The sequence below is a fragment of the Streptomyces sp. NPDC059696 genome (assembly GCF_042733745.1).
Classification (GTDB): domain Bacteria; phylum Actinomycetota; class Actinomycetes; order Streptomycetales; family Streptomycetaceae; genus Streptomyces.
Map to the genome: position 1 here is coordinate 148,484 of NZ_JBHWFG010000003.1, position 23,338 is coordinate 171,821.

Annotated in this window: 19 protein-coding genes and 1 tRNA gene; 11 read left to right on the plus strand and 9 right to left on the minus strand. The window is 72.7% G+C overall.

The genetic code is table 11. From position 1 onward, the window contains the following. Positions 1–93: 93 nt before the first annotated feature. Positions 94–420: a hypothetical protein gene (locus tag ACFV20_RS04460; protein ID WP_385652242.1), complete on the minus strand. Its 327-nt coding sequence runs from the start codon at positions 418–420 to the stop codon at positions 94–96. Positions 421–789: 369 nt separating this feature from the next. Here ACFV20_RS04460 and ACFV20_RS04465 point away from each other — a divergent pair, with 369 nt between their 5' ends. From ACFV20_RS04465 to ACFV20_RS04475, 3 genes are all read left to right on the plus strand, one after another. Next, entirely contained in the window at positions 790–1,665 is an 876-nt protein-coding gene (locus tag ACFV20_RS04465; protein ID WP_385652243.1) for a bifunctional DNA primase/polymerase, read from the plus strand. A gap of 82 nt (positions 1,666–1,747) precedes the next feature. After that, positions 1,748–2,212: a hypothetical protein gene (locus tag ACFV20_RS04470; protein WP_385652246.1), complete on the plus strand. Its 465-nt coding sequence runs from the start codon at positions 1,748–1,750 to the stop codon at positions 2,210–2,212. Positions 2,213–2,451: 239 nt separating this feature from the next. Continuing rightward, a complete protein-coding gene (locus ACFV20_RS04475) occupies positions 2,452–3,024 on the plus strand; it encodes a GNAT family N-acetyltransferase (protein ID WP_385652247.1) in 573 nt (190 codons plus the stop codon). A gap of 191 nt (positions 3,025–3,215) precedes the next feature. On the opposite strand, the gene ACFV20_RS04480 is transcribed toward ACFV20_RS04475, so the two are convergent. After that, positions 3,216–7,637, minus strand: a complete 4,422-nt coding sequence (locus tag ACFV20_RS04480) for a hypothetical protein (RefSeq protein ID WP_385652248.1) — start codon at positions 7,635–7,637, stop codon at positions 3,216–3,218. A 506-nt stretch (positions 7,638–8,143) separates the two neighbouring features. Here ACFV20_RS04480 and ACFV20_RS04485 point away from each other — a divergent pair. After that, a complete protein-coding gene (locus tag ACFV20_RS04485; protein WP_385652250.1) occupies positions 8,144–8,905 on the plus strand; it encodes a PIG-L deacetylase family protein in 762 nt (253 codons plus the stop codon). A 128-nt stretch (positions 8,906–9,033) separates the two neighbouring features. After that, on the plus strand, positions 9,034–9,588 hold the full coding sequence (locus tag ACFV20_RS04490) for a DUF4760 domain-containing protein (protein ID WP_385652253.1): 555 nt from the start codon (positions 9,034–9,036) through the stop codon (positions 9,586–9,588). Here ACFV20_RS04490 and ACFV20_RS04495 read toward each other — a convergent pair. Beyond that, positions 9,583–10,152, minus strand: a complete 570-nt coding sequence (locus ACFV20_RS04495; RefSeq protein ID WP_385652254.1) for a GNAT family N-acetyltransferase — start codon at positions 10,150–10,152, stop codon at positions 9,583–9,585. The genes ACFV20_RS04490 and ACFV20_RS04495 overlap by 6 nt on opposite strands. A gap of 517 nt (positions 10,153–10,669) precedes the next feature. Here ACFV20_RS04495 and ACFV20_RS04500 point away from each other — a divergent pair. Continuing rightward, positions 10,670–11,008 (plus strand): YciI family protein, encoded by a 339-nt coding sequence (locus ACFV20_RS04500; RefSeq protein WP_385652256.1) that lies wholly within the window; start codon positions 10,670–10,672, stop codon positions 11,006–11,008. A gap of 149 nt (positions 11,009–11,157) precedes the next feature. On the opposite strand, the gene ACFV20_RS04505 is transcribed toward ACFV20_RS04500, so the two are convergent. The 4 genes from ACFV20_RS04505 to ACFV20_RS04520 all read right to left on the minus strand — a co-directional run bounded on the left by ACFV20_RS04505 (position 11,158) and on the right by ACFV20_RS04520 (position 14,983). Further along, complete coding sequence (locus ACFV20_RS04505) at positions 11,158–12,093, minus strand: diacylglycerol/lipid kinase family protein (RefSeq protein ID WP_385652257.1); 936 nt, start codon at positions 12,091–12,093, stop codon at positions 11,158–11,160. A gap of 247 nt (positions 12,094–12,340) precedes the next feature. After that, positions 12,341–13,027 carry an HdeD family acid-resistance protein gene (locus ACFV20_RS04510; protein WP_385652259.1) on the minus strand — a complete coding sequence of 229 codons (687 nt, stop codon included), beginning with the start codon at positions 13,025–13,027 and terminating at the stop codon, positions 12,341–12,343. Between the two features lie 372 nt (positions 13,028–13,399). After that, a tRNA-Ser gene (locus tag ACFV20_RS04515) sits at positions 13,400–13,486 on the minus strand. Between the two features lie 63 nt (positions 13,487–13,549). After that, positions 13,550–14,983 carry a S1C family serine protease gene (locus ACFV20_RS04520; RefSeq protein WP_385652262.1) on the minus strand — a complete coding sequence of 478 codons (1,434 nt, stop codon included), beginning with the start codon at positions 14,981–14,983 and terminating at the stop codon, positions 13,550–13,552. Between the two features lie 288 nt (positions 14,984–15,271). Here ACFV20_RS04520 and ACFV20_RS04525 point away from each other — a divergent pair, with 288 nt between their 5' ends. The 3 genes from ACFV20_RS04525 to ACFV20_RS04535 all read left to right on the plus strand — a co-directional run bounded on the left by ACFV20_RS04525 (position 15,272) and on the right by ACFV20_RS04535 (position 18,038). After that, positions 15,272–16,099 carry a glycerophosphodiester phosphodiesterase gene (locus ACFV20_RS04525; RefSeq protein WP_385652265.1) on the plus strand — a complete coding sequence of 276 codons (828 nt, stop codon included), beginning with the start codon at positions 15,272–15,274 and terminating at the stop codon, positions 16,097–16,099. Between the two features lie 169 nt (positions 16,100–16,268). Further along, a complete protein-coding gene (locus ACFV20_RS04530) occupies positions 16,269–16,907 on the plus strand; it encodes an ATP-binding protein (protein ID WP_385652267.1) in 639 nt (212 codons plus the stop codon). A gap of 141 nt (positions 16,908–17,048) precedes the next feature. Further along, positions 17,049–18,038, plus strand: coding sequence for a DUF5926 family protein (locus ACFV20_RS04535; protein ID WP_385652269.1), 990 nt, complete (start codon positions 17,049–17,051; stop codon positions 18,036–18,038). Between the two features lie 254 nt (positions 18,039–18,292). Here ACFV20_RS04535 and ACFV20_RS04540 read toward each other — a convergent pair whose 3' ends face one another. Next, entirely contained in the window at positions 18,293–19,012 is a 720-nt protein-coding gene (locus ACFV20_RS04540) for a hypothetical protein (protein WP_385652270.1), read from the minus strand. 55 nt (positions 19,013–19,067) lie between these two features. Then, the gene (locus ACFV20_RS04545; RefSeq protein ID WP_385652271.1) at positions 19,068–19,733 is read right to left on the minus strand and encodes a bifunctional DNA primase/polymerase; all 666 of its coding nucleotides are present in this window, start codon (positions 19,731–19,733) and stop codon (positions 19,068–19,070) included. A gap of 504 nt (positions 19,734–20,237) precedes the next feature. On the opposite strand from ACFV20_RS04545, the gene ACFV20_RS04550 reads away from it, so the two are divergent. Both ACFV20_RS04550 and ACFV20_RS04555 read left to right on the plus strand, forming a co-directional pair. Further along, on the plus strand, positions 20,238–21,752 hold the full coding sequence (locus tag ACFV20_RS04550; protein ID WP_385652272.1) for a PP2C family protein-serine/threonine phosphatase: 1,515 nt from the start codon (positions 20,238–20,240) through the stop codon (positions 21,750–21,752). Positions 21,753–21,834: 82 nt separating this feature from the next. Continuing rightward, positions 21,835–23,292 carry an aminopeptidase P family protein gene (locus ACFV20_RS04555; RefSeq protein WP_385652274.1) on the plus strand — a complete coding sequence of 486 codons (1,458 nt, stop codon included), beginning with the start codon at positions 21,835–21,837 and terminating at the stop codon, positions 23,290–23,292. Positions 23,293–23,338: the final 46 nt, after the last annotated feature.

Sequence of the window (23,338 nt, forward strand, 5' to 3'; positions counted from 1 at the left end):
CGGTACCGGAGTACCGCCGCCCGGACGTGTGTGACCCCATGAAGCACATCCCCACGCCACCCGGGCCGGTGCCGCCGCACCGGCCCGCTCAGCTCACCACCACAGCGGGGTGAAGCTGATGGCGGTGTTGGCGTTGCCCTGGTTGACGGCCGTGAACTCCGAGCCGTTGACCTGGGCCGTGTTGCTCTGGTTCGAGGCTCCGTCGCCGACGGCCTGCTGTTGCGTGGTGGCCGCGGTGCCGAAGTTGTCCCCGCCCACGCCGCTGCCGAGGACCCCCTGCTCGGCCTCCGTGACGGACGCGATGGATCCGTTGTCCGCGAAGGCGCCGTTGTCCGCCGTCGCGACGCCGGTGAAGAGGGCGGCCGCGAGCGGAAGGGCGGAGACGGCTGCGATGACGCGGGCGGTACGGATGCTTGCCATGTTTCTTGTCCCTCCAGAGCTTTCGGAATGCTGGGACGCACCGGCTCATGGCCGTGGTGCGTGAACCACTGCTGTCACCAGGGAGGTTGGCCGGCCGCCCCGGTGCGGTGCGCGACGTCGCGAGTCCAGAGTTGCCCACCGAATCCCCGGCGAACCACCCCGGAAGCCGCCATTCGCACGCAAGCGTGAGGACATGTCGATAAACCCCTCTTCGTCACTTCCGTACCGAACGGGAGCGGACAGAGGCGTTCGAACCCTGGCGTCGCAAGGGACGAAGCGTTCCCGCACTTTTCCCGGCCGGGACCCGGCTCCGGCGCGTCGCACCCGCTCCCCCTTTCCTTTTTCGAACGTACGTACGAAACTAGTGCCATGGCCACCACCGACCGGCAGGCCACGACGCTGGCCCTCGCACACGCCCTGTCAGCCGCCGAACGCGGACTGGCCGTCATCCCCCTGTCCCGCTCCAAGCTCCCCGCGCTGCGCTCCCCACACCGCGACGACCCCACGCCCTCCCCCTGCCACGGTGCGTGCGGCCGCCCCGGGCACGGGGTCTACGACGCCTCCAGCGACCCGGACCGCATCCGCGAGCTGTTCGCCGCCGCACCCTGGGCGACCGGCTACGGCATCGCCTGCGGGCTGCCCCCGCACCATCTGATCGGCCTCGACCTGGACGTGAAGACCGGCACGGACTCCTCCGCCGCCCTGCGCGAGCTGGCCCTGCGGCACCTGTTCACGATCCCGCCGACCGTGGTCGTCGTCACCCCGTCCGGCGGCCGGCACGTGTGGCTGAGCGGCCCGCCCGAGGCGGTCGTCCCCAACTCGGCGGGCCGCCTCGCCCCCGGCATCGACATCCGCGGCGCGGGCGGCTACCTGGTCGGCCCCGGCTCCCGCACGGACCGGGGCGTCTACACGGCCGCCCCCGGCACCGCGCACCTGCCCCCCGCCCCCTGCCCGCGCTCCCTGCTGCGGCTGCTGATCCCACCGCCCCGCGCCCCGCACCCCCACCACCCCGTGCCGCCCGCCGCCGGGGACCACGGCCAGGGCCTGGTCCAGTTCGTCCTGGCCGCCCACGAGGGCCAGCGCAACACCCGCCTGTTCTGGGCCGCCTGCCGGGCCTACGAGGACGGCATCGGCCCGGCGCTGCTCGACCCCCTGGTCGACGCGGCCGTGGACACCGGTCTGTCCGAGCGGGAGGCCCGGGCGACGATCGCCTCCGCGGCACGGATGACGGGGCACCGGCCGTGAGCACGCACCGGGCGTCGTGGCGGTGCGCCCGCCGCCTGCCGCCGCCTCAGGCCCCGCCCACGACCACCACCGAAAGACCTCGATGCAACGCCACGCAAAGGCGCCGGCCCTGGCGCTCGCCCGTCTCGTCCTGGCCTCCGGCCGCCGGGTGGACCTCGCCGACCTGCGGTTCTCCTCGACGTACGGCGACCTGCTGGACGGCTACCCCTGCAAGCCGCTGAACGACACGCGGATCCGGGGCCTCCTGCGCGCCGCCGAGCGGTCCCGCCCGGGCACGCCGGTGCACCTCGTCCCACCGCGGCGCGAGTACCCCGACCAGTACGCGGGCGGCCTCGGGCCGGTCGAGGTGCTGCCCGCCGTGGCCTGCCTCGGCACGTTCCACTCCACGGCCCTGGACCCGGCCCACGACCCGGTCGCCTACCGCTCGCGGCTGACCGTCGTCTGGTTCCAGTCCACGCCCCGCCTGCCCTCGGACTGCGACGCCGAGGCGGCACTGCGGAACCTCGACTGGACGGTACTGGCCCGGGACGCTCCCGCTCCCCCGTAGGGCAGTCCGCTGAGTGCTTCCCGGGCCGAAACGCGGTTCCTGGTGAACAGGCGGTGGCGGAGGGGACGAGGGACGAGCCGGGCCGCCGCCGCTGAGCGGAGCCGATGGCCGCCGCTGAGCGGAGCCGATGAAGGACGCGGCCGGGACCGGCCGACTGCGCCTGCCGCGAGCGGCTTCCGCCCGGGCGGGCCCCGCTCCGGCTCCCCGGGCGCGCGGCCGGGGCGTGACAGGGTGGGGGCATGAGCATCGACGTACGCCCGGCCACGGAGTTCGAGGACGTCCGTGCCGTGCTCGGGCCGAAGTCGCCCGGGGCGAACGTCTGCTGGTGCCTGAGCTACCGGATCCCCTCCGGCCTCAACCGGGAGCTGCGCGGCCCGGCCCGGGGCGAGTACGTCGCCGAGCTGTGCCACGCCGAGCCGCCCCCGGGGGTGCTGGCCTACGACGGTGACGAACCGGTCGGCTGGGCGGCCGTCGCGCCGCGCGCGGACACCTCGTTCGCCCGCAGCCGCAGGATCCCGCACGTGGACGACCTGCCGGTGTGGTCGCTCTGGTGCGTCCGGGTCCGCCCGGGACATCGGAAGCAGGGCATCTCACACGCCCTCATCGCCGGCGCGGTCGCCTTCGCCCGGGGCCGGGGCGCACCCGTGATCGAGGCCTACCCTCTGGACAACGGTGACGCCAGGGTCGACCTGACGATGGCGTACCCGGGTCTGCGGAAGAACTTCGAACGGGCCGGCTTCACCCACGCCGCGGACACGACCTCGGTCCTGGCCGGTCATCCCCGGATCCTGATGCGCCTCGACCTGCGCTGAGCAGACGCGCCTCGACCCGCGACGGGAAAAGGCCCGACCGCTGGCGACGGGGGATGCACCAGCGGTCGAGCCATGGCCAAGGGTAACAAGCGCTTGCCCACCACGAGCCGGCCGGCCGTCAGGTAGCCCCGGTTGTGACTCGTTTCACTCCAACTTCCGCGACAGTCGGGCCTGTTGGCCGGACGGCCGCGTCAGTCGCCGCACGGCGGGTCGTAGGAGAGCCGGGGCAGGTACTCCCGCCACGTGTCCCGCGTCAGGACGCCCCGCGTCATCGCGCAGATGCGATGGACGGCCGTGCCGACGTCGAGGTCCCACAGCCGGATGGTGTCCGCGCCGCTCGACACCGCCAGCATGGGGCTGTTCGGGCTGAACGCCAGGAAGGTGCCCGTCTTGATGTTGGGGCTCATCGACGGGCCGAACGCGCTGGCGTGCTCGGGGTCGGAGACGTCCCACAGCCGCACGGTGCTGTCGTTGCCGCCGCTGGCCAGGGTGCGGCCGTCCCGGCTGAACGTCAGCGACACCACCGCTTCCGTGTGCCCGGTGAGCCGCGCCTGCTGGAAGGCGCCGGCCGGGTCCGTGACGTCCCAGAGGCGGACCGAGTTGTCGTCGCCGACGCTGGCCAGGGTGCGGCCGTCGCGGCTGTAGGCGAGGGAGTTGACCGCGCCGAGGTGGCCGCGCAGGGGCGCACCGGAAAGGGCCGCCCGCCCGGGGTCGGTCACGTTCCACAGCCGGATCGTGCCGTCCGCGCTGCCGCTGGCGAGCGTGTGGCCGTCCGGGCTGAACGCGAGGTGGTTGACGTACCCCTTGTGGCCGGTGAGGGGGCCGCCGAGCGGGCGCGGACGGGCCGGGTCACCGATGTCCCACAGCCGTACGGTCCGGTCGTCGTAGGCCGTGGCCAGGACCTTGCCGTCCGGGCTGAACGCCAGGGGGTCGGCGTACCGCACACGCAAGGGAGCGGGAGAGCCGTGGCGGACGGGATGCTCGGGGTCGCGGAGGTTCCACAGCTCCACCACGCGATGGTCCGTCGCGATCGCGAGGGTGCGGCCGTCCGGGGAGAACTCCAGGGAGCGCACCTCGCCCCTGACCGGGCGAAACGGTTCGCCCATCCGCACCGGCCTGCCCGGCGTCCGCACGTCCCACAGCCGGATCCGCCCGTCCTGCGCCGCCGTCACGAGCAGCCGCCCGTCCGGCCGGAACACCCCGGTCCGGCCGGCCATGTCCGACCTCGGCAGCGCCCACAGACGGACCTTGTTGTCGCCCGCCCCGGTCGCGAGGGTGCGGCCGTCGGGGCTGAAGCCGAGCGCGTACATCTCGCCGTTGCTACCCGCGAGGGGGCCGCCCACCTGCGACGGGTAGCGCGGATCGCTGACCTTCCACAGGCTCGCGGTGCTGTCCGCGCTGGCCGCGGCGAGCATGGTCCCGTCGGGGCTGAACGCCACCGACCAGACCGGCCCGGTGTGGCCGGTGAGCGGCGTCCCGACCGGGTCCGGACCGCCCGGACCGGTCATGTCCCACAGGCGTACGGTGCCGTCCGCGCTGCCGCCGGCGAGCGTGCGGCCGTCCGGGCTGAAGGCCACGGAGTGCACGGTCGTGTCGTGGGCCGCCAGCGGTGTCCCCCGGGGCCGTGGGTGTGCGGGGTCGGACGCGTCCCACAGCCGGATCGTCCCGTCGTCGCCGCCCGCGGCCAGCGTCCGGCCGTCCGGTGCGAACGCCACCGAGCGCACGGCCGCCGTGTGCCCGGTCAGCGGCGCGCCCAGGGCCCGCGCCCGGCGCGGAGCGCTCACGTCCCACAGCCGCACGGTGTGGTCGTCGCCGGCGGAGGCCAGCGTGCGTCCGTCCGGGCTGAACGCGATCAGGTAGATCGTGCCGTCATGGCCGGTCAGCGGCTTGCCCAGCGGCTTCGGGTGCCCGGGCTCGGACACGTCCCACAGCCGTACGGTGCCGTCGTCGGAGGCGCTCGCGAGCGTCCGCCCGTCCGGGCTGAACACCGCGCTGCTCACCCAGCTCGTGTGACCGGTGAGGGGCTTGCCCAGGGGCTTCGGGCGCATGGGGTCGGCGACGTCCCACAGCCGTACGGTCCGGTCGTAGCTGGCGGTGGCCAGGACCCGTCCGTCCGGGCTGAACGTCGTGAGGTAGACGGCGCCCGTGTGGCCGGTGAGGGGCGTGGACAGCGGGGCGTTCACGATGGACAGCAGACGGCTGTTCGCGCCCTCGTCGTCCGGGCGCAGCCCGTGCGCCACCAGGTCCAGCTGCGCCGACAGCGACGGATCGGTGTCCTGGACCCGGTCGGACTGGGCGAGCACCTGCTCGAAGACGGCCTCGTCCCGCTGCTTCCAGGCCACGACGGCCGAGGCGGCGGCCAGCATCGCCAGCACGACCAGCGTCGCCACCGCGCCCCGGCTGATCCAGGTGATCCGTCTGCGCAGCCGCACCGACGCGGCCAGGAACTCCACCGCGCTGCGGGTCAGGAACGTCTCCCCGGCCGACCGCGCCCAGCCGTGGGCCTGCTCCAGCCGCGAACCCCGGTAGAGCAGCGAGGTGTCGCGGTTCGACTCCTCCCAGGCCCGGCCGTCCTCCTCCAGGCGCTGGCGCAGCAGATTGCCCTGCCGGTCCTCGTCGATCCAGTCGCGCAGCCGCGGCCAGGCGTGCAGCAGCGCCTCGTGGGTGATCTCCACGGTCTCCGCGTCGAGCGTCACCAGCCGGGCGCGGACCAGCGCCTCGAGGGACTCCTCGGTCTTGCGGGGGTCGGCCGACTCCTCGGTCAGCTGACGCCGGGTCGCCCGGCGCCGGGTGGCCCGGGTGTCCTCGCCCAGCCGCACCAGGCGGAGGAGGAGCAGCCGGGCGGCGGTGCGCGCGGCGGGGTCCAGGGCGGCCCAGGCCCGTTCGGCGGTGGCCGCGACCGCTCCCTGGATGCCGCCGGCCGCGCGGTAACCGGCCAGGGTGAGCCGGCCCGCCTTCCGGCGCTGCCAGGTGGCGAACAGGGCGTGCGAGAGGAGCGGCAGCACACCGGCGTCGTGTGCCGCGCCCAGCCCGTCGGCGCCGACCTCCCGGACGATCAGCTCCGCCAGCCCCGGCTCCAGTTCCAGGCCGACGGCCCTGGCCGGCCCGTTCACCGCGTCGCGCAGCTCCGGGGTGGTCAGCGGCCCGAGCACCATGTGCCGGTGCTGGAGCGCGTCGGCCAGTTCGGGGTAGCGCAGGCACCGGTCGTAGAAGTCGGCGCGGATGCCCAGCACCACGACGGCCGGGGCGGGTTCACCGGGTCCGGCGGGCGAGCAGGCGGCGTGCAGCACCTCGATGAAGGCACGCCGGTCCGGCTCGTCGGGGCAGAGGGTGAACGTCTCCTCGAACTGGTCCACGATGACGACGGGCCGCCCACCGGAGGCAGCCGCGACGCGCCGCGCCCAGGCGACGAGGGCGGCGCGGACGGCGCGGGCGGTGCGGGCGGTGCGGGCGGTGTCGGGGGAGGGGAGACGGTCCTGTGCGGGGGCTGGGCTGAGGTGGTCCTGTGCGGGGGCTGGGCTGAGGCGGTCCCGTGCGGGGGCTGGGCCGAGGGGGTCCTGTGCGGAGGCTGGGCTCGGGTTCTGGGTGGAGGGGGCGGGGCCCTCGGCCGGGGCCGGGGGCGAGGCCCTGTCGGGCTCTGCTGCGGAGGCGGGGCCGGGGCCCTCGGCCGGGGCCGGGGGCGAGGCCGTGTCGGGCTCTGCCGCGGAGGCGGGGCCGGGGCCCTCGGCCGGGGCCGGGGGCGAGGCCGTGTCGGGCTCTGCTGTGGAGGTCACGTCGGAGTCCGCTGCCGAGGCCGGGACGACGGGGGCCAGTTCGGGGATGCACCGGATCAGCTCCGCCAGGGGGTCGCTCCCCGGTACGAGCTGCACGACCTCCCGCGCCCGGCCGTCCCGCGCCCGGCCGTCCCCGTCACTGCCGTTGCCACCGGCCACGACGGGGCCGGTGCCACTGCTGCGGTCGCCGCCGCCACTGCGGTCGCCGCCGTCGCTGCGGTCATCACCGCCCAGTGCGCCGTCCCGCAGGGCGGGCACCAGACCGGCGTTCAGCAACGAGGACTTCCCCGCCCCCGACGCGCCCACGAGCATGACGAGGCCGCCCGTGGCCGCGGCGGCGCGGAGCTGGGTGACGAGCGCGTCCGTGCTGCGCTCCCGGCCGAAGAACCACCGGGCGTGCTCCGGACGGTAGGAGGCCAGACCCCGGTACGGGCAGACCCCACCCGGGGTCGACACGGACTCGTCCGCCTGCCCCTCCCCGGCCGGGGAACCCCCGGGGCGCTCACCGACCGGGTCGGCCACCGCGCTCTCCCACAGTCGCTGCCACTGGCCGAGGTCGTAGAGGCCGGGGGAGACCGGTGTGGGCCGCGAGCGCCGCGCGTCGGGGATCAGCACGTGCAACACCGCCGCGAGGGCGGCGAACTGGGCGGGGACGTTCCGGGCACGCCGCCAGTCGCTGATGCGCTGGGCGGACACCCGCACGGGGCGCCCGCGTTCGTCGACCCGCTGGAGCCGTACGACCGCCTCGGACACCCGCTTGAGGGGAGGATTGCCGGCTTCCTTGTACAGCAGCGCGAGGCGTTCCGCGAAGGCGGTGCGCGACCCCGAGTCGGAACTCAAGGTCTCAGCTCCTTACTTTTCACGCCTGGACGTCCGGACCGGAAAACTCATTCTATATGCCTGACCTGTGACAACACCGTCCGCTGGACACCGGAACCCCCTCTTCCATGGCCGGGAATGGCAGGATCCGGTCGCAGCCGCGCTCCTACCCGGCCGCCTTCCGTCCGAGCCGGACAAAGAGGCTCCACCGTTCGGTACCGGTCCCCACGAGGGGAGGGACCGGTGCCGGACGATGTGGTGATCCTCCCCAGCGCCCCGCTCCCCAATCCCGACGGGATCCGACGACCGGCCGACCCGGTTCGGCGGGAGACGCGCCGGGAAGTCAACTCCGGACGGCCTCGGGCCCGATGCCGTCAGAAGGGGGACGGAACGGCATGAAGGTCTTCGTGGACCACGACCTCTGTCACGGCTCCGCGGTCATGGAGGCGAGGGAGAGGTGCCCGAGCCGGGCGACCGGCACCACCAGGGCGCGGCGGTCCGCACCGGACCGGCCGTAGCGAGGCCGCATGCCGGTCCCGAGCCTGCTCGCGGTCTTCGCCCATCCCGACGACGAGTCCCTGTCGGCGGGCGGCGTCCTCGCGCGCCACGCGTCCGCGGGCGCACGCACGGCAGTCGTGACGCCGACCTGGTCGCCGGACACCCCGCGCGCCGGGGAACTGGCCGAGGCGCTCCGTGTCCTGGGCGCCGGGCCGCCCCGCATGCTGGGTTACGCCGACTCCCGCGTCCCGCACTCGGCCCCGGGCCGCCCACGCTGGTGCGACGCGCCGCTGGACGAGGCGGTGGGGGAACTGGTCGCGCGGATCCGCGACTTCCGCCCGGAGATCGTCGTCACCCACGACGCCTACGGCGGTCCGACGGGCCACGAGGACCACGTCCACACCCACCGCGTGACGGCCCTGGCCGTCCACGCCGCAGGCCTGGAGCGCCTCCACCCGGAAGCCGGGGAGCCCTGGCAGCCGAAGGCCCTCTACCTGTCGACCCACCTCCACAAGGCGGTCCGAACCTGGGGCGCCCACCTGGCCCTCGCCGGAAAGGCACTGTTCACGGTCCCGGACGAATACGTCAGCGCCGCCGTCGACGTCACCCCCTGGCTGGACCGCAAGATCACGGCAATCCTGGCCCACCGCACAGAGGTCACACGAGGAGCCGCCCCAGCCCTGATCGCCGCCCTCTCCCCCCTCGAACGGCAACACCTGCTCGGCACAGAGCACTACACCCGCCACGACGTCCCCCCGACGGCGTGCGCCCAGACCGAGCTGCTCCCCTGAACCGACCGCTGAGCCAGACCCGCACACGGTGCGCGCCTCCCACTCCGGCGGCGCCGCGTGATCGTGGGCACGGGCCGAATGTCAGAACCGACCCCGCTCGCCGCGCCGCATCCCTAAGCTGTCCAGCCGTGACGTCGTATGAGCGGTGGTCCCTGCTGGCTTCGTTCGGCTCCTTGGGCATCAGTCTGATCGCATTCGTTGCACTGGCATGGCAGCTCCTGCTCCTGTCCCGCAGCACAGCGCGCGACCACGACAGGCGCCGCAAGCAGGCAACCATGGAGTACCTCACCGCCAACATGGACCGGCGGAAAGCTCTGTTCGACGAGGGCATTCCGAACGAGCGGAGTCCCGAGGACATCGCGGCACTCATCGACAGATCCCTGTCAGGCGACGACCGGGCGACGAATCTGATCACCGCTTACCTCACGACATTCAACTTCCTCGCCGTGGGCGCCCAGTGTGACGCCTTCGACCGCGAGGTCATCGACGAGTCATGGGGCGGGCTCGTCATCGCTGTCTGGAACAACTACCGTCCTTGGGCGGAGGCGCAGCGTCGGCGGTACGGCGAGCCGCGTGTGTGGGAGAACCTGGAGTGGCTCGCAGGCCAGATGGCACCGCGTCGGCCCGGCCTGCCGGCCGGGGCCGGCGGAAGCCTGCCCCCTCAAGGACAACCCGCGTCATAGGACGGTCCGCCGAGAGGCAGCAGACTGCTGAGCCCCGGCGGCCTGCCCCGGGACCTGCGTTTCGTCGACGAAACCGTGCTCGGCAGCACGAGTCGGGCGCTGCGCCAGCCAACCGGACACCCGGGGACCGCCGTTGATCGCCTCGCCCTCCAGCACCGTACGAACGTGCCGGAACCCTTGGCTCAGGTAGTACTGCTGGAGTCGGTTGTTGGTGGTCCACGCGTCGAGTCGCAGCCATCTGGCACCCGCTCGACGGGCCCGGTCTCCCGCCCAGTCGAGCAGACGACCCCCGACGTTGCGACCCGCGTGCGAGCGGGCCACGCTGAGCTTGCTGATGAACAGCGACGGTTCCGACAGCTCCTGCCGGGTCCACAGCCCGTCCTCCCCATCGGAGGTCAGCGTCACCGTCGCCACCGTCTCGTCGGCGTCAAGCACCATGAACACCGTCCCGGCGTGGATCGTCTCCAGCAATCTGGCAGCCGGGTAGGGACGCTGCCATTGATCCGTGCCGAGGCCGGACAGCCATCCCGCCGCCTCCTCCCGGAAAGCGAGCAGCTTGGCCACGTCGGCAGGTTGAGCAGGCAGGATTCTCACCGGGGCTCGTTCCCGCTCCGGGTGGACCGGTCGCCCAACTCGTGGCTCGCCCGCTTCAGGTCGCCCCACGACGTCGTCACCGTGCGTCGGACGGGCCACGCCCCGGGCCCGCAGCGGCCGTTGTCGGTCTCCCGGCACAGGACGCCGGTGACTTGCCGGTACCTCGACTGGCTGTTCATGGCCCCACCATGACGTACTCGCGCACCTTGTCGGTACACGCAGCCCCGAACCCGTGTCCGGGACCCCGGCTCGCCGAGACGGCCCGCCGCGGGGCCTGAGCGTCGCCGGGCTCCAGCGCTGCGACCTCGACATCGCGCTCCGCACGGCGGTTGAAAGCCTGTGCCAGGAGTGCAGCGCCAACGTGCCCCCACCGCCCTTTCGTCGACAACGGAGCGAGACGACCGATGAGAAACCGACGCTGAGTCCGTCCTCAACAGGAAGCGGCGACGAGGCGGCCAGGTGGTCGCTGAACAAGGAGACGAACACGATGGCGCGGTACCTGATCTCGTTCGACGACGGATCGATGAACTTCCCCGAGGAGGATTTCCCGGCGGTCGGCGAGGCATCCCGCCGGGTGGTCCGGGAGGCCAAGGAGGCAGGTGTCTGGATCTTCGGCGCCGGAGTAGAGCGTCAGCAGGCGAGCATCGTGGCCACCGACGGCACGGTCACGGACGGACCGTTCCCCGAGACCAAGGCGGTCATCGGCGGCTTCTCGATCATCGAGGTCCCGTCGCGTGCAGATGCGCTGAGGTGGGCTGCGAAGATCGCCGAGGCGTGCCGGTGCGCACAGGAGGTGCGCGAGATCATGTACGACCCCGAGAGCTGAGCCACCGATCCGGACCAGAAGGTCGTGCCCCCTCCGTGTCCGATCTGGCGACGTCCCGGCCTCAGCAGGGCCTTCTCCGCTACTCCCAAGGCGGCTCTCTCCACTCACCGCGCGGCCACGGCCACGGCCAGGATGCTGTCCACTCCACGTCAGGACAGGGCGGAGACTGGTAGGCCTGCTGCTCCGCCTCCGGCATCCGGCGTGCCTCGCCCTCGTCGGTCCTTCGGCAGCAGCACGCGCAGGGCGCCCGGCCGGATCGCGCACACGACGGGGAGAGGAAGCCGCACCGCTTCGCCGTCGACGCCCGCGTCCAGGTGTCGCACGTCGCCGCGCAGCGTGACGCCGGGAGCCGACCAGACGACAGCTCCCTCGCCCGTCGGGCCGGCACCGCGCTTGTGCTGTCGCAGTTCGTCGCGCAGGTGCCGCAGGAGGTCCGGGGGCGCCTGTGCCGGACGCTTGAGCACGACAGCGCCCAGTTCTCCTGTGGTGAGGGAGAAGCGGCGCCCCAGCCAGCGCGGTGTGGCCAGGTGGTAGGGGTTGTTGGAGATCAGCACCACCTGCGGGTACTCGACGGCCCCCCAGGGGGTGTCCACGCGGGCCTCGACCCACTGCTTGCCCCTGAGATAGTCGGGGGCCACCGTGGCGAACGCGCGCGGCTTGTCCTCCCGGTACCCGGGCTCCAGCAGGGCGTCGGCGTACATGCCGAAAGAGACGTTGTTGACGAAGAAACGTGAGCCGAGCACCCCCAGGTCCACCTGTGTGGGCTCACCGTCGGCCAGGGCGTCCAGCGCCAGCCCCGGATCGCGGAGGTCGAGGCCGAGGTCCCGGGCGAAGTGGTTCCGGGTGCCCGCCGGGACGACAACCAGCGGGAGGCCCTCGTCGGCGGCCACCGCGGCGACGGCCGATACGGTGCCGTCACCGCCCGCCACCCCCACCACCTGCGCCCCCTCCTCGACGGCGTTCCTCGCGAGCGCCGCCGCGTCCCGTTCCGCGCTGGTCATCCAGACCCGGGCACCCCTGTCCTCGGCGCGCTGCACCAGGCTGTGACGAGCAACCTTGCCACCGCCCGCACGTGGGTTCGTCACGATGACCACCTGGGCACGTGTCCGAGCGCCGCCCGTCACCGCGGCCGCTCCGGCCGGTCAGGCCGGCCTGCGGCGGCCGGCCGGCTGACGTGGAACATCGCTGCCTCCTGGCGGCGAGGCGACGGTACTCGGCAGCGCCGGTCGGCCGCGCGTCCGCGCTGCGGGCACCCGGGCCGAGGCTGCCTGCCGCAGACGTCCGGCGCGGCGGACGTCTGCGGCAGCGGAGCGGCCGGAGTCTGTGCCGCGCTCAGTGCTGAGGGTGCGGCTGGGATCGGAACGCAGGCCGCCGCTTGGCAGTGGTCCGTGGAGCGAGACGGCCCACTTCGACGCGCATCCTGATGGCGTGGAACACCTCGATCACACCGAGGACGATGGCCATGATGCCCGCCGCCAGGGTCAGCGCGCCGATCGAGGTGAAGGGCGAGACGATCAGCACGATGCCCGCCAGCATGCCGACGATCCCGGTGAAGAGCATCCAGCCGCGCGCCGGTATGTCCGGGGTCGAGGCGGCCGTGGCCGTCACCATGGTCCCCCGCATCAGCCAGCTGAAGCCGATCCACAGGGCCAGCAGCAGGATCGACTGCATCGTGCCGCGGAAGCAGATCAGCCCGAGCAGGACCGAGAGGGCGCCCGTGATGAAATGCAGGGCCCGAAGATGCCCGGGGACGTGCGTGCCGAAGGCGGCGGCCAGTTGGAAGACACCGATGACCAGCAGATAGATACCGAAAAGCACACCGACGACCCGCAGCGTCTCCTCCGGCCAGGCAAGAATCACGACGCCGAGGGCGATGGCGGCCAGGCCCGTGGTGAGAAGGATCTGCCAGCTCATGTTCGCCAGAGCCGCCAGGCCTCCGCCGAGGGAAGTGTCCGGTGGCTCGGTGCCGTGCTGGGGTGCGGTGCCGGTTCCTGATGGGGAATCGGAGGGAGATGTCATACCAGCTCACCCTTCCGAGGGCAGAGGGGACGAATCGGGCTCCCCTCCATCCTCACCCCGCCCGGCCCCCCATCGCCTGGCGAGCGCGGAGACGGCCACGGGTGATCCGGTGCGCGGGTGGGGTCGTCCGGGATGCCGCATCGCGCTTGATCTGCGCGCCTTCGGGACAGTGCCCGGAGGCACTCCGGCCGGGGCGAGGAACGGGCGCTCAGGCTGGACCAGGTTGCCAACCGCTCGCCCTTGGTCCACCCCTGGTCCGCACGCACTGGTCCACAACGCGACGGGGCCGGATCGAGGTGAGACAGGCCCCACGCAAAAGGGGCGCCCCTGTCGAGGGACACCCCTTCTGACCTGCATCATCTATGACCTGCGCGGAGGCGGTGGGATTTGAACCCACGGTGACATCGCTGCCACGACGGTTTTCAAGACCGTTCCCTTCGGCCGCTCGGGCACACCTCCCCGCGCCGGCCGTGATCGGCGGCGCGGGGACAAGGGTAACGGGTCGGTGCGGGCGGGTGGGGGTCAGTTGTCCCCGACGCGGGAACCGAGCGTGACGTCGACCGTGTGCTGCTTGCCGCCGCGCTCGTAGGTGATCGTGACCTTGTCACCGGGCTGGTGGGTCCAGATCTCACCGATCAGAGTCGGACCGGAGTCGATCACATGGTCGTCGAGCTTGGTGATGACGTCGCCGGGCTTGAGGCCCGCCTTCGCGGCCGGGCCGCCCGGCTCGACCGGTGCCGCGCCGCCCGCGCCCTGGTCGGTGATCTGCGCACCGTCGGAGCTGTCGTCCAGGGACACGGACGCGCCGATCTTCGCGTACACCGGCTTGCCGTTCTTGATCAGCTCCTGGGCGACGTACTTCGCCTGGTTGATCGGGATGGCGAAGCCCAGGCCGATCGAACCCGACTGCCCGGTGCCGAAGCCGCCGTTGCCGGTGGACTGGATCGCCGAGTTGATGCCGATGACATTGCCCTGCGCGTCCAGCAGCGGACCGCCGGAGTTGCCCGGGTTGATCGAGGCGTCGGTCTGCAGGGCGCTCATGTAGGACGCCTGGCTGCCACTGCCGTCGCTGGACGCCACGGGGCGGTTCTTGGCGCTGATGATGCCCGTCGTCACCGTGTCGGACAGACCGAACGGGGCGCCGATCGCGATGGTCGCGTCCCCGACGGCCACCTTGTCCGAGTCGCCGAGGGTGAGCGGCTTCAGGTCGGAGGGGGCGTCCTTGAGCTTGACGACGGCCACGTCGTAACCCTGCGCGTGACCGACCACCTCGGCGTCGTACTTCTTGCCGCTCGGGAAGGTCGCCGTCAGCTTGCCGCCGTCCACCGCGTCCGCCACCACGTGGTTGTTGGTGACGATGTGGCCCTGCGTGTCGAAGACGAAGCCCGTGCCCGTGCCGCCCTCGCCGCTGGTGCTCTCGGCCTCGATCGTGACGGTGCTCGGCAGCGCCTTCGCGGCGACGCCCGCGGTGGTGCCCGGGTCGCGCTTGACGTCACCGCCGCTCGCCGAGGCCGAGACCGTCGTCGAGCCGGTGCTCTCGTCGTTGTTCTTGGCCAGCACGTAGCCGAGTCCGCCACCGAGGCCGCCCGCCACCAGCGCGGCCACCAGGATCGCGGCGACCAGACCACCGCGCCGGCGACCGGACGAGGGCGCCGGCTGCTGATACGACGAGCCCCAGCCGCCCGAGCCGGACCCTCCGTCACCGTACGGGGAGGCCGGCGGCGGGGGCGGGGGCCAGGACGGGTCGGGCGCGGAGGACGAGGCCCCGGGGTGGCCGGAGGAGGCCCCGGTGTGGCCGGCACTGCCCTGTCCCTCGGGGGCCTGCCCCTGCGCGTCCTGTCCGTACGGCCCCTGGTGGGCCTGTGCCTGGGGCGCCGGAGCAGCGGGAGCGTCCACCGGCACGGGGGGTGCGGACGGGGCGGGGGGTACCGCGGTGCCCTCGTTCTCGGTGCTCACAGCTTCTCTCCTAGATCCACGGCCGTTTTCCGGGTCGCATGCGTTCACACTCTTTCGCGCCGGCAGACGAGCCCGGCGCGACACAGCTGTGCTTGTCCCTTTGTATGCCGTCAGCTTTTCCCACCGGCCGTCAGAGCACCATAAGCGGTGGCTGTGCGTCCGAGGCCATTCTTTATATAGGTCATTACCGGCGAAAAGGATGCAATCCCAATGCCTCCGTCCGGACCTGCCCCTCCGGGGAGTCCGTCCGACCGGACGCGTACCCGCGCTCGGTGGCACCATGACGCGGTGACCCACGCACGACAGCACGTGATTCAAGTCGTCGCCCACCGCGGAGCCTCCGAGGACGCCCCGGAACACACCCTGGCCGCGTACACCAAGGCGATCGAGGACGGCGCGGACGCCCTCGAGTGCGATGTGCGCCTCACCGCCGACGGCCACCTGGTCTGTGTCCACGACCGACGGATCAACCGTACGTCCAACGGCCGCGGCGCGGTCTCCGCCCTGGAGCTCGCCGACCTCGCCGCCCTGGACTTCGGCTCCTGGAAGACGGGCGAGGCCTGGAAGGGCCGCGACGAGGAACCCGACTGGGAGCACCGCCCGGAGGACCGCGAGGCGACATCCGTACTCACCCTGGAGCGGCTGCTGGAACTCGTCGCCGACGCCGGACGACGCGTGGAACTGGCCGTCGAGACCAAGCACCCCACGCGCTGGGCCGGGCAGGTCGAGGACCGGCTGTTGGAGCTGCTGAAGCGGTTCGGCCTCGACGCCCCGGCCTCCCCGGCGGAGTCGCAGGTCCGGGTCATGAGCTTCTCCGCCCGCTCACTGCACCGCGTGCGTGCCGCCTCGCCGACGCTCCCGACGGTGTACCTGACCCAGTTCCTCTCGCCCCGGCTGCGTGACGGACGGCTGCCCCCGGGCGTGGGGATCGCGGGCCCCTCCATCCGCATCGTGCGCAACCACCCCGCGTACATCGCGCGACTGAAGCAGGCCGGTCACCAGGTGCACGTGTGGACCGTGAACGAGCCGGGAGACGTGGACCACTGCGTCGGACTCGGCGTCGACGCCATCATCACCAACCGCCCGCGCGCGGTGCTGGACCAGCTCGGCCGCTGACGCCCGGCTCCGCTGTCATCAACCTCTCAAGTCCCACCAGACCCACGCACACCCCTTGACCCCACGCCCCTGCAGACGGGATCCTCCCCTCTCGGCCACACCGATGATTTCCAGCCATGCGGTTACAGGGAGTGCTCCGGCGCGTTCGATCCGTGTGCGGGCGTGGTGAGTGCGTCACCGGACGTGGATTGGCCGGTTTCCGGTACAGGCCAATGGGGCATCCACACCGTGGCGTGGGGCGAAGGAGGTCTCGGGGGTGGCGTTGGTGGTGGCACAGGAGGTGCCCACGTCGTCGAGCATGGCCGTACCCCATGGCCCTGCGGGCGTGGGGGAAGCGCGGCACCGGATGCGTACGCAGTTGCGCAGAGGTGGAGTCGCGGAATCAGTCATCGACGACGCCGTACTGATCCTTTCCGAGCTCTTGAGCAACGCCTGCAAGCACGGCAGACCCCTGGGCGACGCCCTCTCCGGTGACGGCGACGTCCGTGCCGCATGGCGCGTGGAGCCCGCCGGCCGGCTCGTCGTGGAGGTCACGGACGGCGGCGGCCCGACCCGCCCCGCCCCCGCGACCCCGTCGGTCACAGCCCACGGCGGCCGCGGGCTGAACATCATCACCGCGCTCGCCGACGACTGGGGCGTGCGCGACGACATCCGCGGCGAGGTCACCGTGTGGGTCATCGTCCACGACGACGTGCACGACCCGGACGCGGGCCACCGCCGCGACGACTTCGCGACGCGCGTCGCCGCCCCCGCGGTCTCCGGAATACCCGGGCTCGACTTCGCGGACGCCTTCGACGACATGGACTGAGCCACGACGGACCCGGCGGGAACCGAGCCGAGGTGTGTGCGCCGCGTCGGACCGGGTGTCGTCCACAGGACCCCGTGGCCCGGACCACGAACGGCTAGGCTCGCGACCGTACGAGACGAGCCGTAATCGGGAGACCCATCGATGGCCAAGAAGCGACCTCAGACGAAGGCCAAGCGCCCGCAGACCACGGGCGGGGCCCGCACCGTCGGTGCCGAGGGAGACGTTCCGGTCGTCGGCGCTCGTGAGCCCTGCCCCTGCGGCAGCGGCCGCCGCTACAAGGCCTGTCACGGCCGCGCCGCCTCGCACGCCGCGACCGAGCTGGTGCACCGCCCCTTCGAGGGCCTGCCCGGCGAGTGCGACTGGGTGGCCCTGCGCGAGCTGGTCCCGGCGGCGACGGTCGAGCTGACGCTCAAGGACGGCCTCCCCGAGGGCGTCCCGGCCGTCACGCTGGCCACGGTCCTCCCCATGGCCTGGCCCGCCCTGCGCCGTGACGACGGCTCGGTCCTGCTCGGCCTGCAGAACGACACCTCCTCCGGCGACATCAGCCGGGACCTCGCCGACACCCTTCAGCGCGCCCTGGAAGCCCAGCCCGGCACGCCCGTCCAGGGCCGCCGCGCCCCGGCCGACAGCCCGCGGCTGCAGGACCTGCTCGACCCCGAGGGCGCGTTCGAGCCAGAAGTGCACAGCGGCTTCGAGTTCTGGGTGCCGGACCCGGAGAACGCCACGCCCGACGTGACCGCCTCCCTGGAGCGGGCCAACGCCGCGGCCATCCCGACCGTCAAGCTCCAGGGCGTGGACGCCGCGTACTGGTGCGAGACGCCGGAGAAGAACCATCTGCGGTGGGTCATGCCGCACGCCGAGGAGCAGCTGCTGGACGCCCTCGCCCGGCTGCACGCCGCGGGCCGTTCCAGTCTCGGCGAAGGGACCCGCCTGGTGGGCTCCTTCCGCGCCCACGGGCTCACGGTGCCGGTGTGGGACCTGCCCAGCGGGGTCACCGCCGAGGACGTGGAGAAGCCCGCGGCCGAGTTCGCCGAGCGCCTCGCGGCCGCCCTGGCGACGGACGCGCCCCTCACCGCGGACGAGCGCCGCGCTCGCGGCGGCCTCACCAACCGGCAGGTCACGCTCAGCTGACGCCGGGCCCCGCAGTCCGGCCGGCCGGGGTCCACCGGCCGGCCGGTTTCTCACGCCCCGTGGGTCACAACTCCCCACCAGGACAAGCCAGTCGGTGACCGGAAAGGCGAGTTCGAATTTGCGAACCGCCGATCTCTTGTTACCGTTCCTGTAGCCCGGTTGCTGGTGCATCCCCCGTCGCCAGCAACCGGGTCTTTGCGTCCCCGCTTCCGGGAACGGAACGCGGCGGCTTCCCAACCCGCCCTTCGCGCACGCTAGTTGCTCCCCGACCTCAGCAGCATCGGTCCCCGCCCGCCCCGCTCGGCGAACTCCACGACGGCCGTGTACGCCGCCGGACGGCCGCGTGCCGGCTCCCGGGGTGTCTCGCAGGTCCCCGGCTCGTCCCCCTCCCCCACGGCACACGTCATCCGCACCGTGCGCTCGCCGGGGCCCATGAGGCTCAGCACGGCGTCCAGCGCCTCACCCGTCGCATTGCGGTAGTACGTGCGCGCCCATGTCTGCGCACCCTGCGTCACCACACACGTCTGCGCCTCGATCCCGTCGGGCGAGGAGAGTTCGGGCCCGCAGCGCACGGCGGTCGCCAGCCCCTGGCCGAGCACCGGCAGTCCGGGGACGGGGGACGGCGTCCCGGGCGCCTTGTCGTCGTCGCGCGAAGAGGGACCTACCGCGGCGGAACCGGCCTGCGGAGCGTCGGCACCCGCCGAACCGGCAACACCCCCCGAACCCGCGACCCATCCGGTACCCACCGAACCTGCGGCCCGTCCCGCACCCGCCGAACCCGCGGCCCATCCGGTACCCACCGAACCTGCGGCCCGTCCGGCCCCCGCCGAACCCGCCGACCCTTTTGACCCCACAGGCCCCGCGGACGCCACCGCCAGCGGCAGTGCGATCGCACACGCCACCACGACACCCGCGAGGGCGAACAGTCTGGTTCTTCTGGGATCCCGGGAGCGGCCCCGGGCGTGACGCCGCATGGTTCCGGAACCTAACGCGCCGGGGCGGGCACCGGGCCCGGCGCGCCCGACAGCCCTACAACTCGGGCGCGCTCACACCCGTACGAGTGAGGGCCTCGACCACGGCGTCCACCACGGCCTCCACATCCGGCACCCAGGGTGAGGCCGAGCCGGGCAGCGGCGCGCGCTCCCAGCGGATCTCGCCCTGGCCCGTCCCGGAGGGCGGCAGGGCCAGATAGCCGCCCTCGCCGTGGAAACGGAGCGAGCCGGGCACGAAGTCCTTGGCGTAGAGCAGTTCCCCGAGCTGCTCCATGGAGTACGGCTTGACCAGGATCGCCCAGCGGGTGGGGGAGGCGACGACCGGGCCGAGCCGCATGCCCGTCCGGTCGAGCGCCTTCAGCGCGCGGGCGGCCGGCAGGGCCGGCAGCGAGACCGCGCAGGGGGCATGGCCGCCGGTGGCCAGGACGATCGGTGCCGTCGGCCGGTTGCCCCACCACCAGCGCACCATGCGTGCGTCGGTGGTGGCCGCGAGGAGGCCGGGGTCGAAGGGGTGCGCGCCGGGCACCGTGCAGTCGGGGTCGGGGCAGCTGCAGCGGGAGTGCGCCCGCGGGTCCGCCGCCACACCCGGCAGGACGGGCCACCGCCATTGCGTCGCGTAGGTCAGGGCCGCGCCGATCGGCTCAGGCTTCCCGTCGTTACTCTGGGACAAGAGCCTGCGTCGCCTTCCGAGGATCTCGCGCATGAGCGCTCGTTCCTTTCCGTTGCACGCCTGGCAACACCGTGGTCCACATCACATCATGTGTCGATCGCTTCACTGTGCGTACCTGTTGGCGCATCACACCCCTGCTGGAAGCAAGGGGAACCCCTATGGGTCGAGCATGGGGCTGCCTCCGCGGCCGTCCCGCCCTTACTGCGTCGGTCGAAAGCACGGGCGTGGCGTAGGGGTGGCGAAGTATGGCGTTTACCGTCGCGCGTATTTCTCTCCGCCTCCGCCACGGGAGGATGGGGCACGGTCGTCGGTGGATAGGACGCCCGGTTCCGTCACCAGGTTCCGGGTGGTTCTCAACCACCCCTGGCCTTCACCGAGTAGGTACCCATCACGACCGTTGTGACGCTCCGTCGAGCAAGCCCAGTCGACCGCAATAAGCCGTCCCCTGAGGCAGTTTTAAGCCAACTTCACATTTCCGCAAGGGGAAGGAGAGTTGTTCCCTCGGACCTCACGGACACCAGGAATCCCAGCAGGACAATGCTGGACATCTCCTCACGAGTGCGTGTACATGTGGAGACACTGCTAGCGACGCAGAATGACATGGGGGTTTGCGATGCTTTTGAGCAGTACGTGCCGGTGGGAAGGCCGGACGCCATGAACGCTCCGCACCCTCCGAAAGTGGCCAGAATCGATTCAACGGTTCCCGCTCCCGCACACACTGTCGCGCCCGCGACGCCGGGCTCGCCCCCGGCCTCCCCCGCGAACCCCCCGGCCCCCGCCGGTGCCGTGCTCCAGGACCGCCTCGCCGGCTGGGTCTCCGACCTCACCACCCTGCACGAGCTCACCGAACGCCTGGCCCGCACGGCCACGCTCGACGAGGCGCTCCAGGAACTGCTGCGGGCCGGCGCCGCCCTCGTCGGTGCCCGACGAGGCCTCGTCGTCCTGGAACCCGGCGACGGACTCGGCCCCGACACCACCATCGGACTGGGCCTCGCCCGCGCCGATCTCGGCCACATCGAGACGGTGCCGCGCAGCGCCCTGTCCTACGGCCGCATCCTCGACGGGCTGCCCGGCGGCGAGGGCGGCATCGCCGTCCCCGACCTCTTCGCCGAAGAAGGGCTCGACCCCCGCCACCGCGAAGTCGCGGCCCGCCTCGGCTACGCCGCCAGCTACGCCCTCCCCCTGACCGCCGACACCGCCGCCCGCCTCGGCGCCGCCGTGTGGCTCTACGACGAGCCCGCCGAACCCGGCGAGCGGCAGCGCCATCTCGTCGGCCTCTACGCGCGGTACGCCGCCGAGCACCTGGCCCGCCTCCTCGAACTGGAACGCACCCGCACGTCCATGGCCACGATGTCGGACGAGCTGCTGCCCGCGCGGCTGCCCCGGGTGGCCGGCGTCCAGCTCGCGGCCCGGCACCGCACCGGCCCGCGCGGCGGCGGCGACTGGTACGACGCGCTGCCGCTGCCCGACGCCGCCCTCGGTCTCGCCGTCGGGTCCGTCACCGGCTCGGGCCCCAGCGCGGTCGCCGCGATGGGGCGGCTGCGGGCGTCGCTGCGCGCGTACGCCGTCATGGAGGGGGAGGACCCGGTCGCGGTCCTGTCCGACCTGGAGCTGCTGCTGCGGCTGACCGAACCGGCCCGCTCGGCCACCGCGCTGTTCGGCTACTGCGAGCCGGCCGCACGCAAGATCACGCTGGCCGGGGCCGGGCACAGCCCGCCGCTGCTCGTCGGACAGCGCCGCACCGAGTACGTGGAGACGTCCGTCTCCGCCCCCCTGGGCATGCTCGCCTGCTGGGAGGCGCCGAGCGTGGAGGTCCTCGCCGAGCCCGGAGAGACGGTTCTGCTCTACACCGACGGGCTGCTGCACCGTACCGGCGAGGCCACCGACCGCGCCTTCGCCCGCCTGCACGCGGCGGCCGCGTCGGTGCCCCGGGCCCTGCGCGGCGATGCCGGTGCCCTCGCCGACCACGTCCTGCGCAGCGTGCTGCCCGACGGGCTGGACGCGGCCGACGGAGCGGAGGACGTCGTCCTGCTGGCGGTCCGCTTCGAGTAACGCTCCTCGTCATCGCCCCGGGCCCGCGTCCGCTCCGCCGTAGAGTGGACGGTGGTCCAGTGCCGTATCGAGGAGGATGACCGTGGCCGAGGAGCTCACACCGGCGACCCCGGACGAGAGCGAAGAGCCGATCAAGCAGCGGAAGAACGGACTGTACCCGGGCGTGTCCGACGAGCTGGCCGAGAACATGAAGAGCGGCTGGGCCGACACCGAGCTGCGCGACCTCGAGCCCATTCCCCAGGCCGCCGAGACCGCCGCCCGCCGGGCCGCGCTCTCCGCGCGCTTCCCGGGTGAGCGGCTGGTGATCCCCGCGGGCAACCTGAAGACCCGCTCCAACGACACCGAGTACGCCTTCCGCGCCTCCGTCGAGTACGCCTACCTCACCGGCAATCAGACCGAGGACGGCGTCCTGGTCCTGGAGCCCAAGGACGACGGCCACGAGGCGACGATCTACCTCCTGCCGCGCTCCGACCGCGAGAACGGCGAGTTCTGGCTGGACGGCCAGGGCGAGCTGTGGGTCGGCCGCCGGCACTCCCTCACCGAGGCCGGGAAGCTGTACGGCATCCCCGCCTCCGACGTGCGCGAGCTGGCCGGCGCCCTGCGCGAGGCCACCGGCCCCGTGCGGGTGGTGCGCGGCTACGACGCCGGCATCGAGGCGGCCCTGACCGACAAGGTCACCGCCGAGCGCGACGAGGAGCTGCGGGTCTTCCTCTCCGAGGCGCGGCTGATCAAGGACGAGTTCGAGGTCGGCGAGCTGCAGAAGGCGGTCGACTCGACCGTGCGCGGCTTCGAGGACGTGGTGAAGGTCCTCGACAAGGCCGAGGCGACCTCCGAGCGGTACATCGAGGGCACGTTCTTCCTCCGTGCCCGTGTGGAGGGCAACGACGTCGGCTACGGCACGATCGCCGCCGCCGGGCCGCACGCCTGCACGCTGCACTGGGTGCGCAACGACGGAGCCGTGCGCTCGGGCGAGCTGCTGCTGCTCGACGCGGGTGTGGAGACGCACACCTACTACACGGCGGACGTGACGCGCACGCTGCCGATCAACGGACGGTTCAGCGATCTCCAGCGCAAGATCTACGACGCCGTCTACGAGGCCCAGGAAGCCGGGATCGCGGCGGTGAAGCCGGGCGCGAAGTACCGCGACTTCCACGACGCCGCCCAGCGCGTGCTGGCCGAGAGGCTCGTCGAGTGGGGGCTCGTCGAGGGGCCCGTGGAGCGGGTGCTGGAGCTGGGACTGCAGCGGCGGTGGACGCTGCACGGCACGGGTCACATGCTGGGCATGGACGTGCACGACTGCGCGGCCGCGCGGGTGGAGACGTACGTCGACGGCACGCTGGAGCCGGGCATGTGCCTGACCGTCGAGCCCGGGCTGTACTTCCAGGCGGACGACCTCACCGTGCCCGAGGAGTACCGGGGCATCGGGGTGCGGATCGAGGACGACATCCTCGTCACCGAGGACGGCAACCGGAACCTCAGCGCGGCGCTGCCCCGGCGGTCCGACGAGGTCGAGGCGTGGATGGCGTCCGTCAAGGGCTGAACGTCGTCGTCCGCGGGTGCGTGGACGTCCCGGAGCAGGGTGGCCC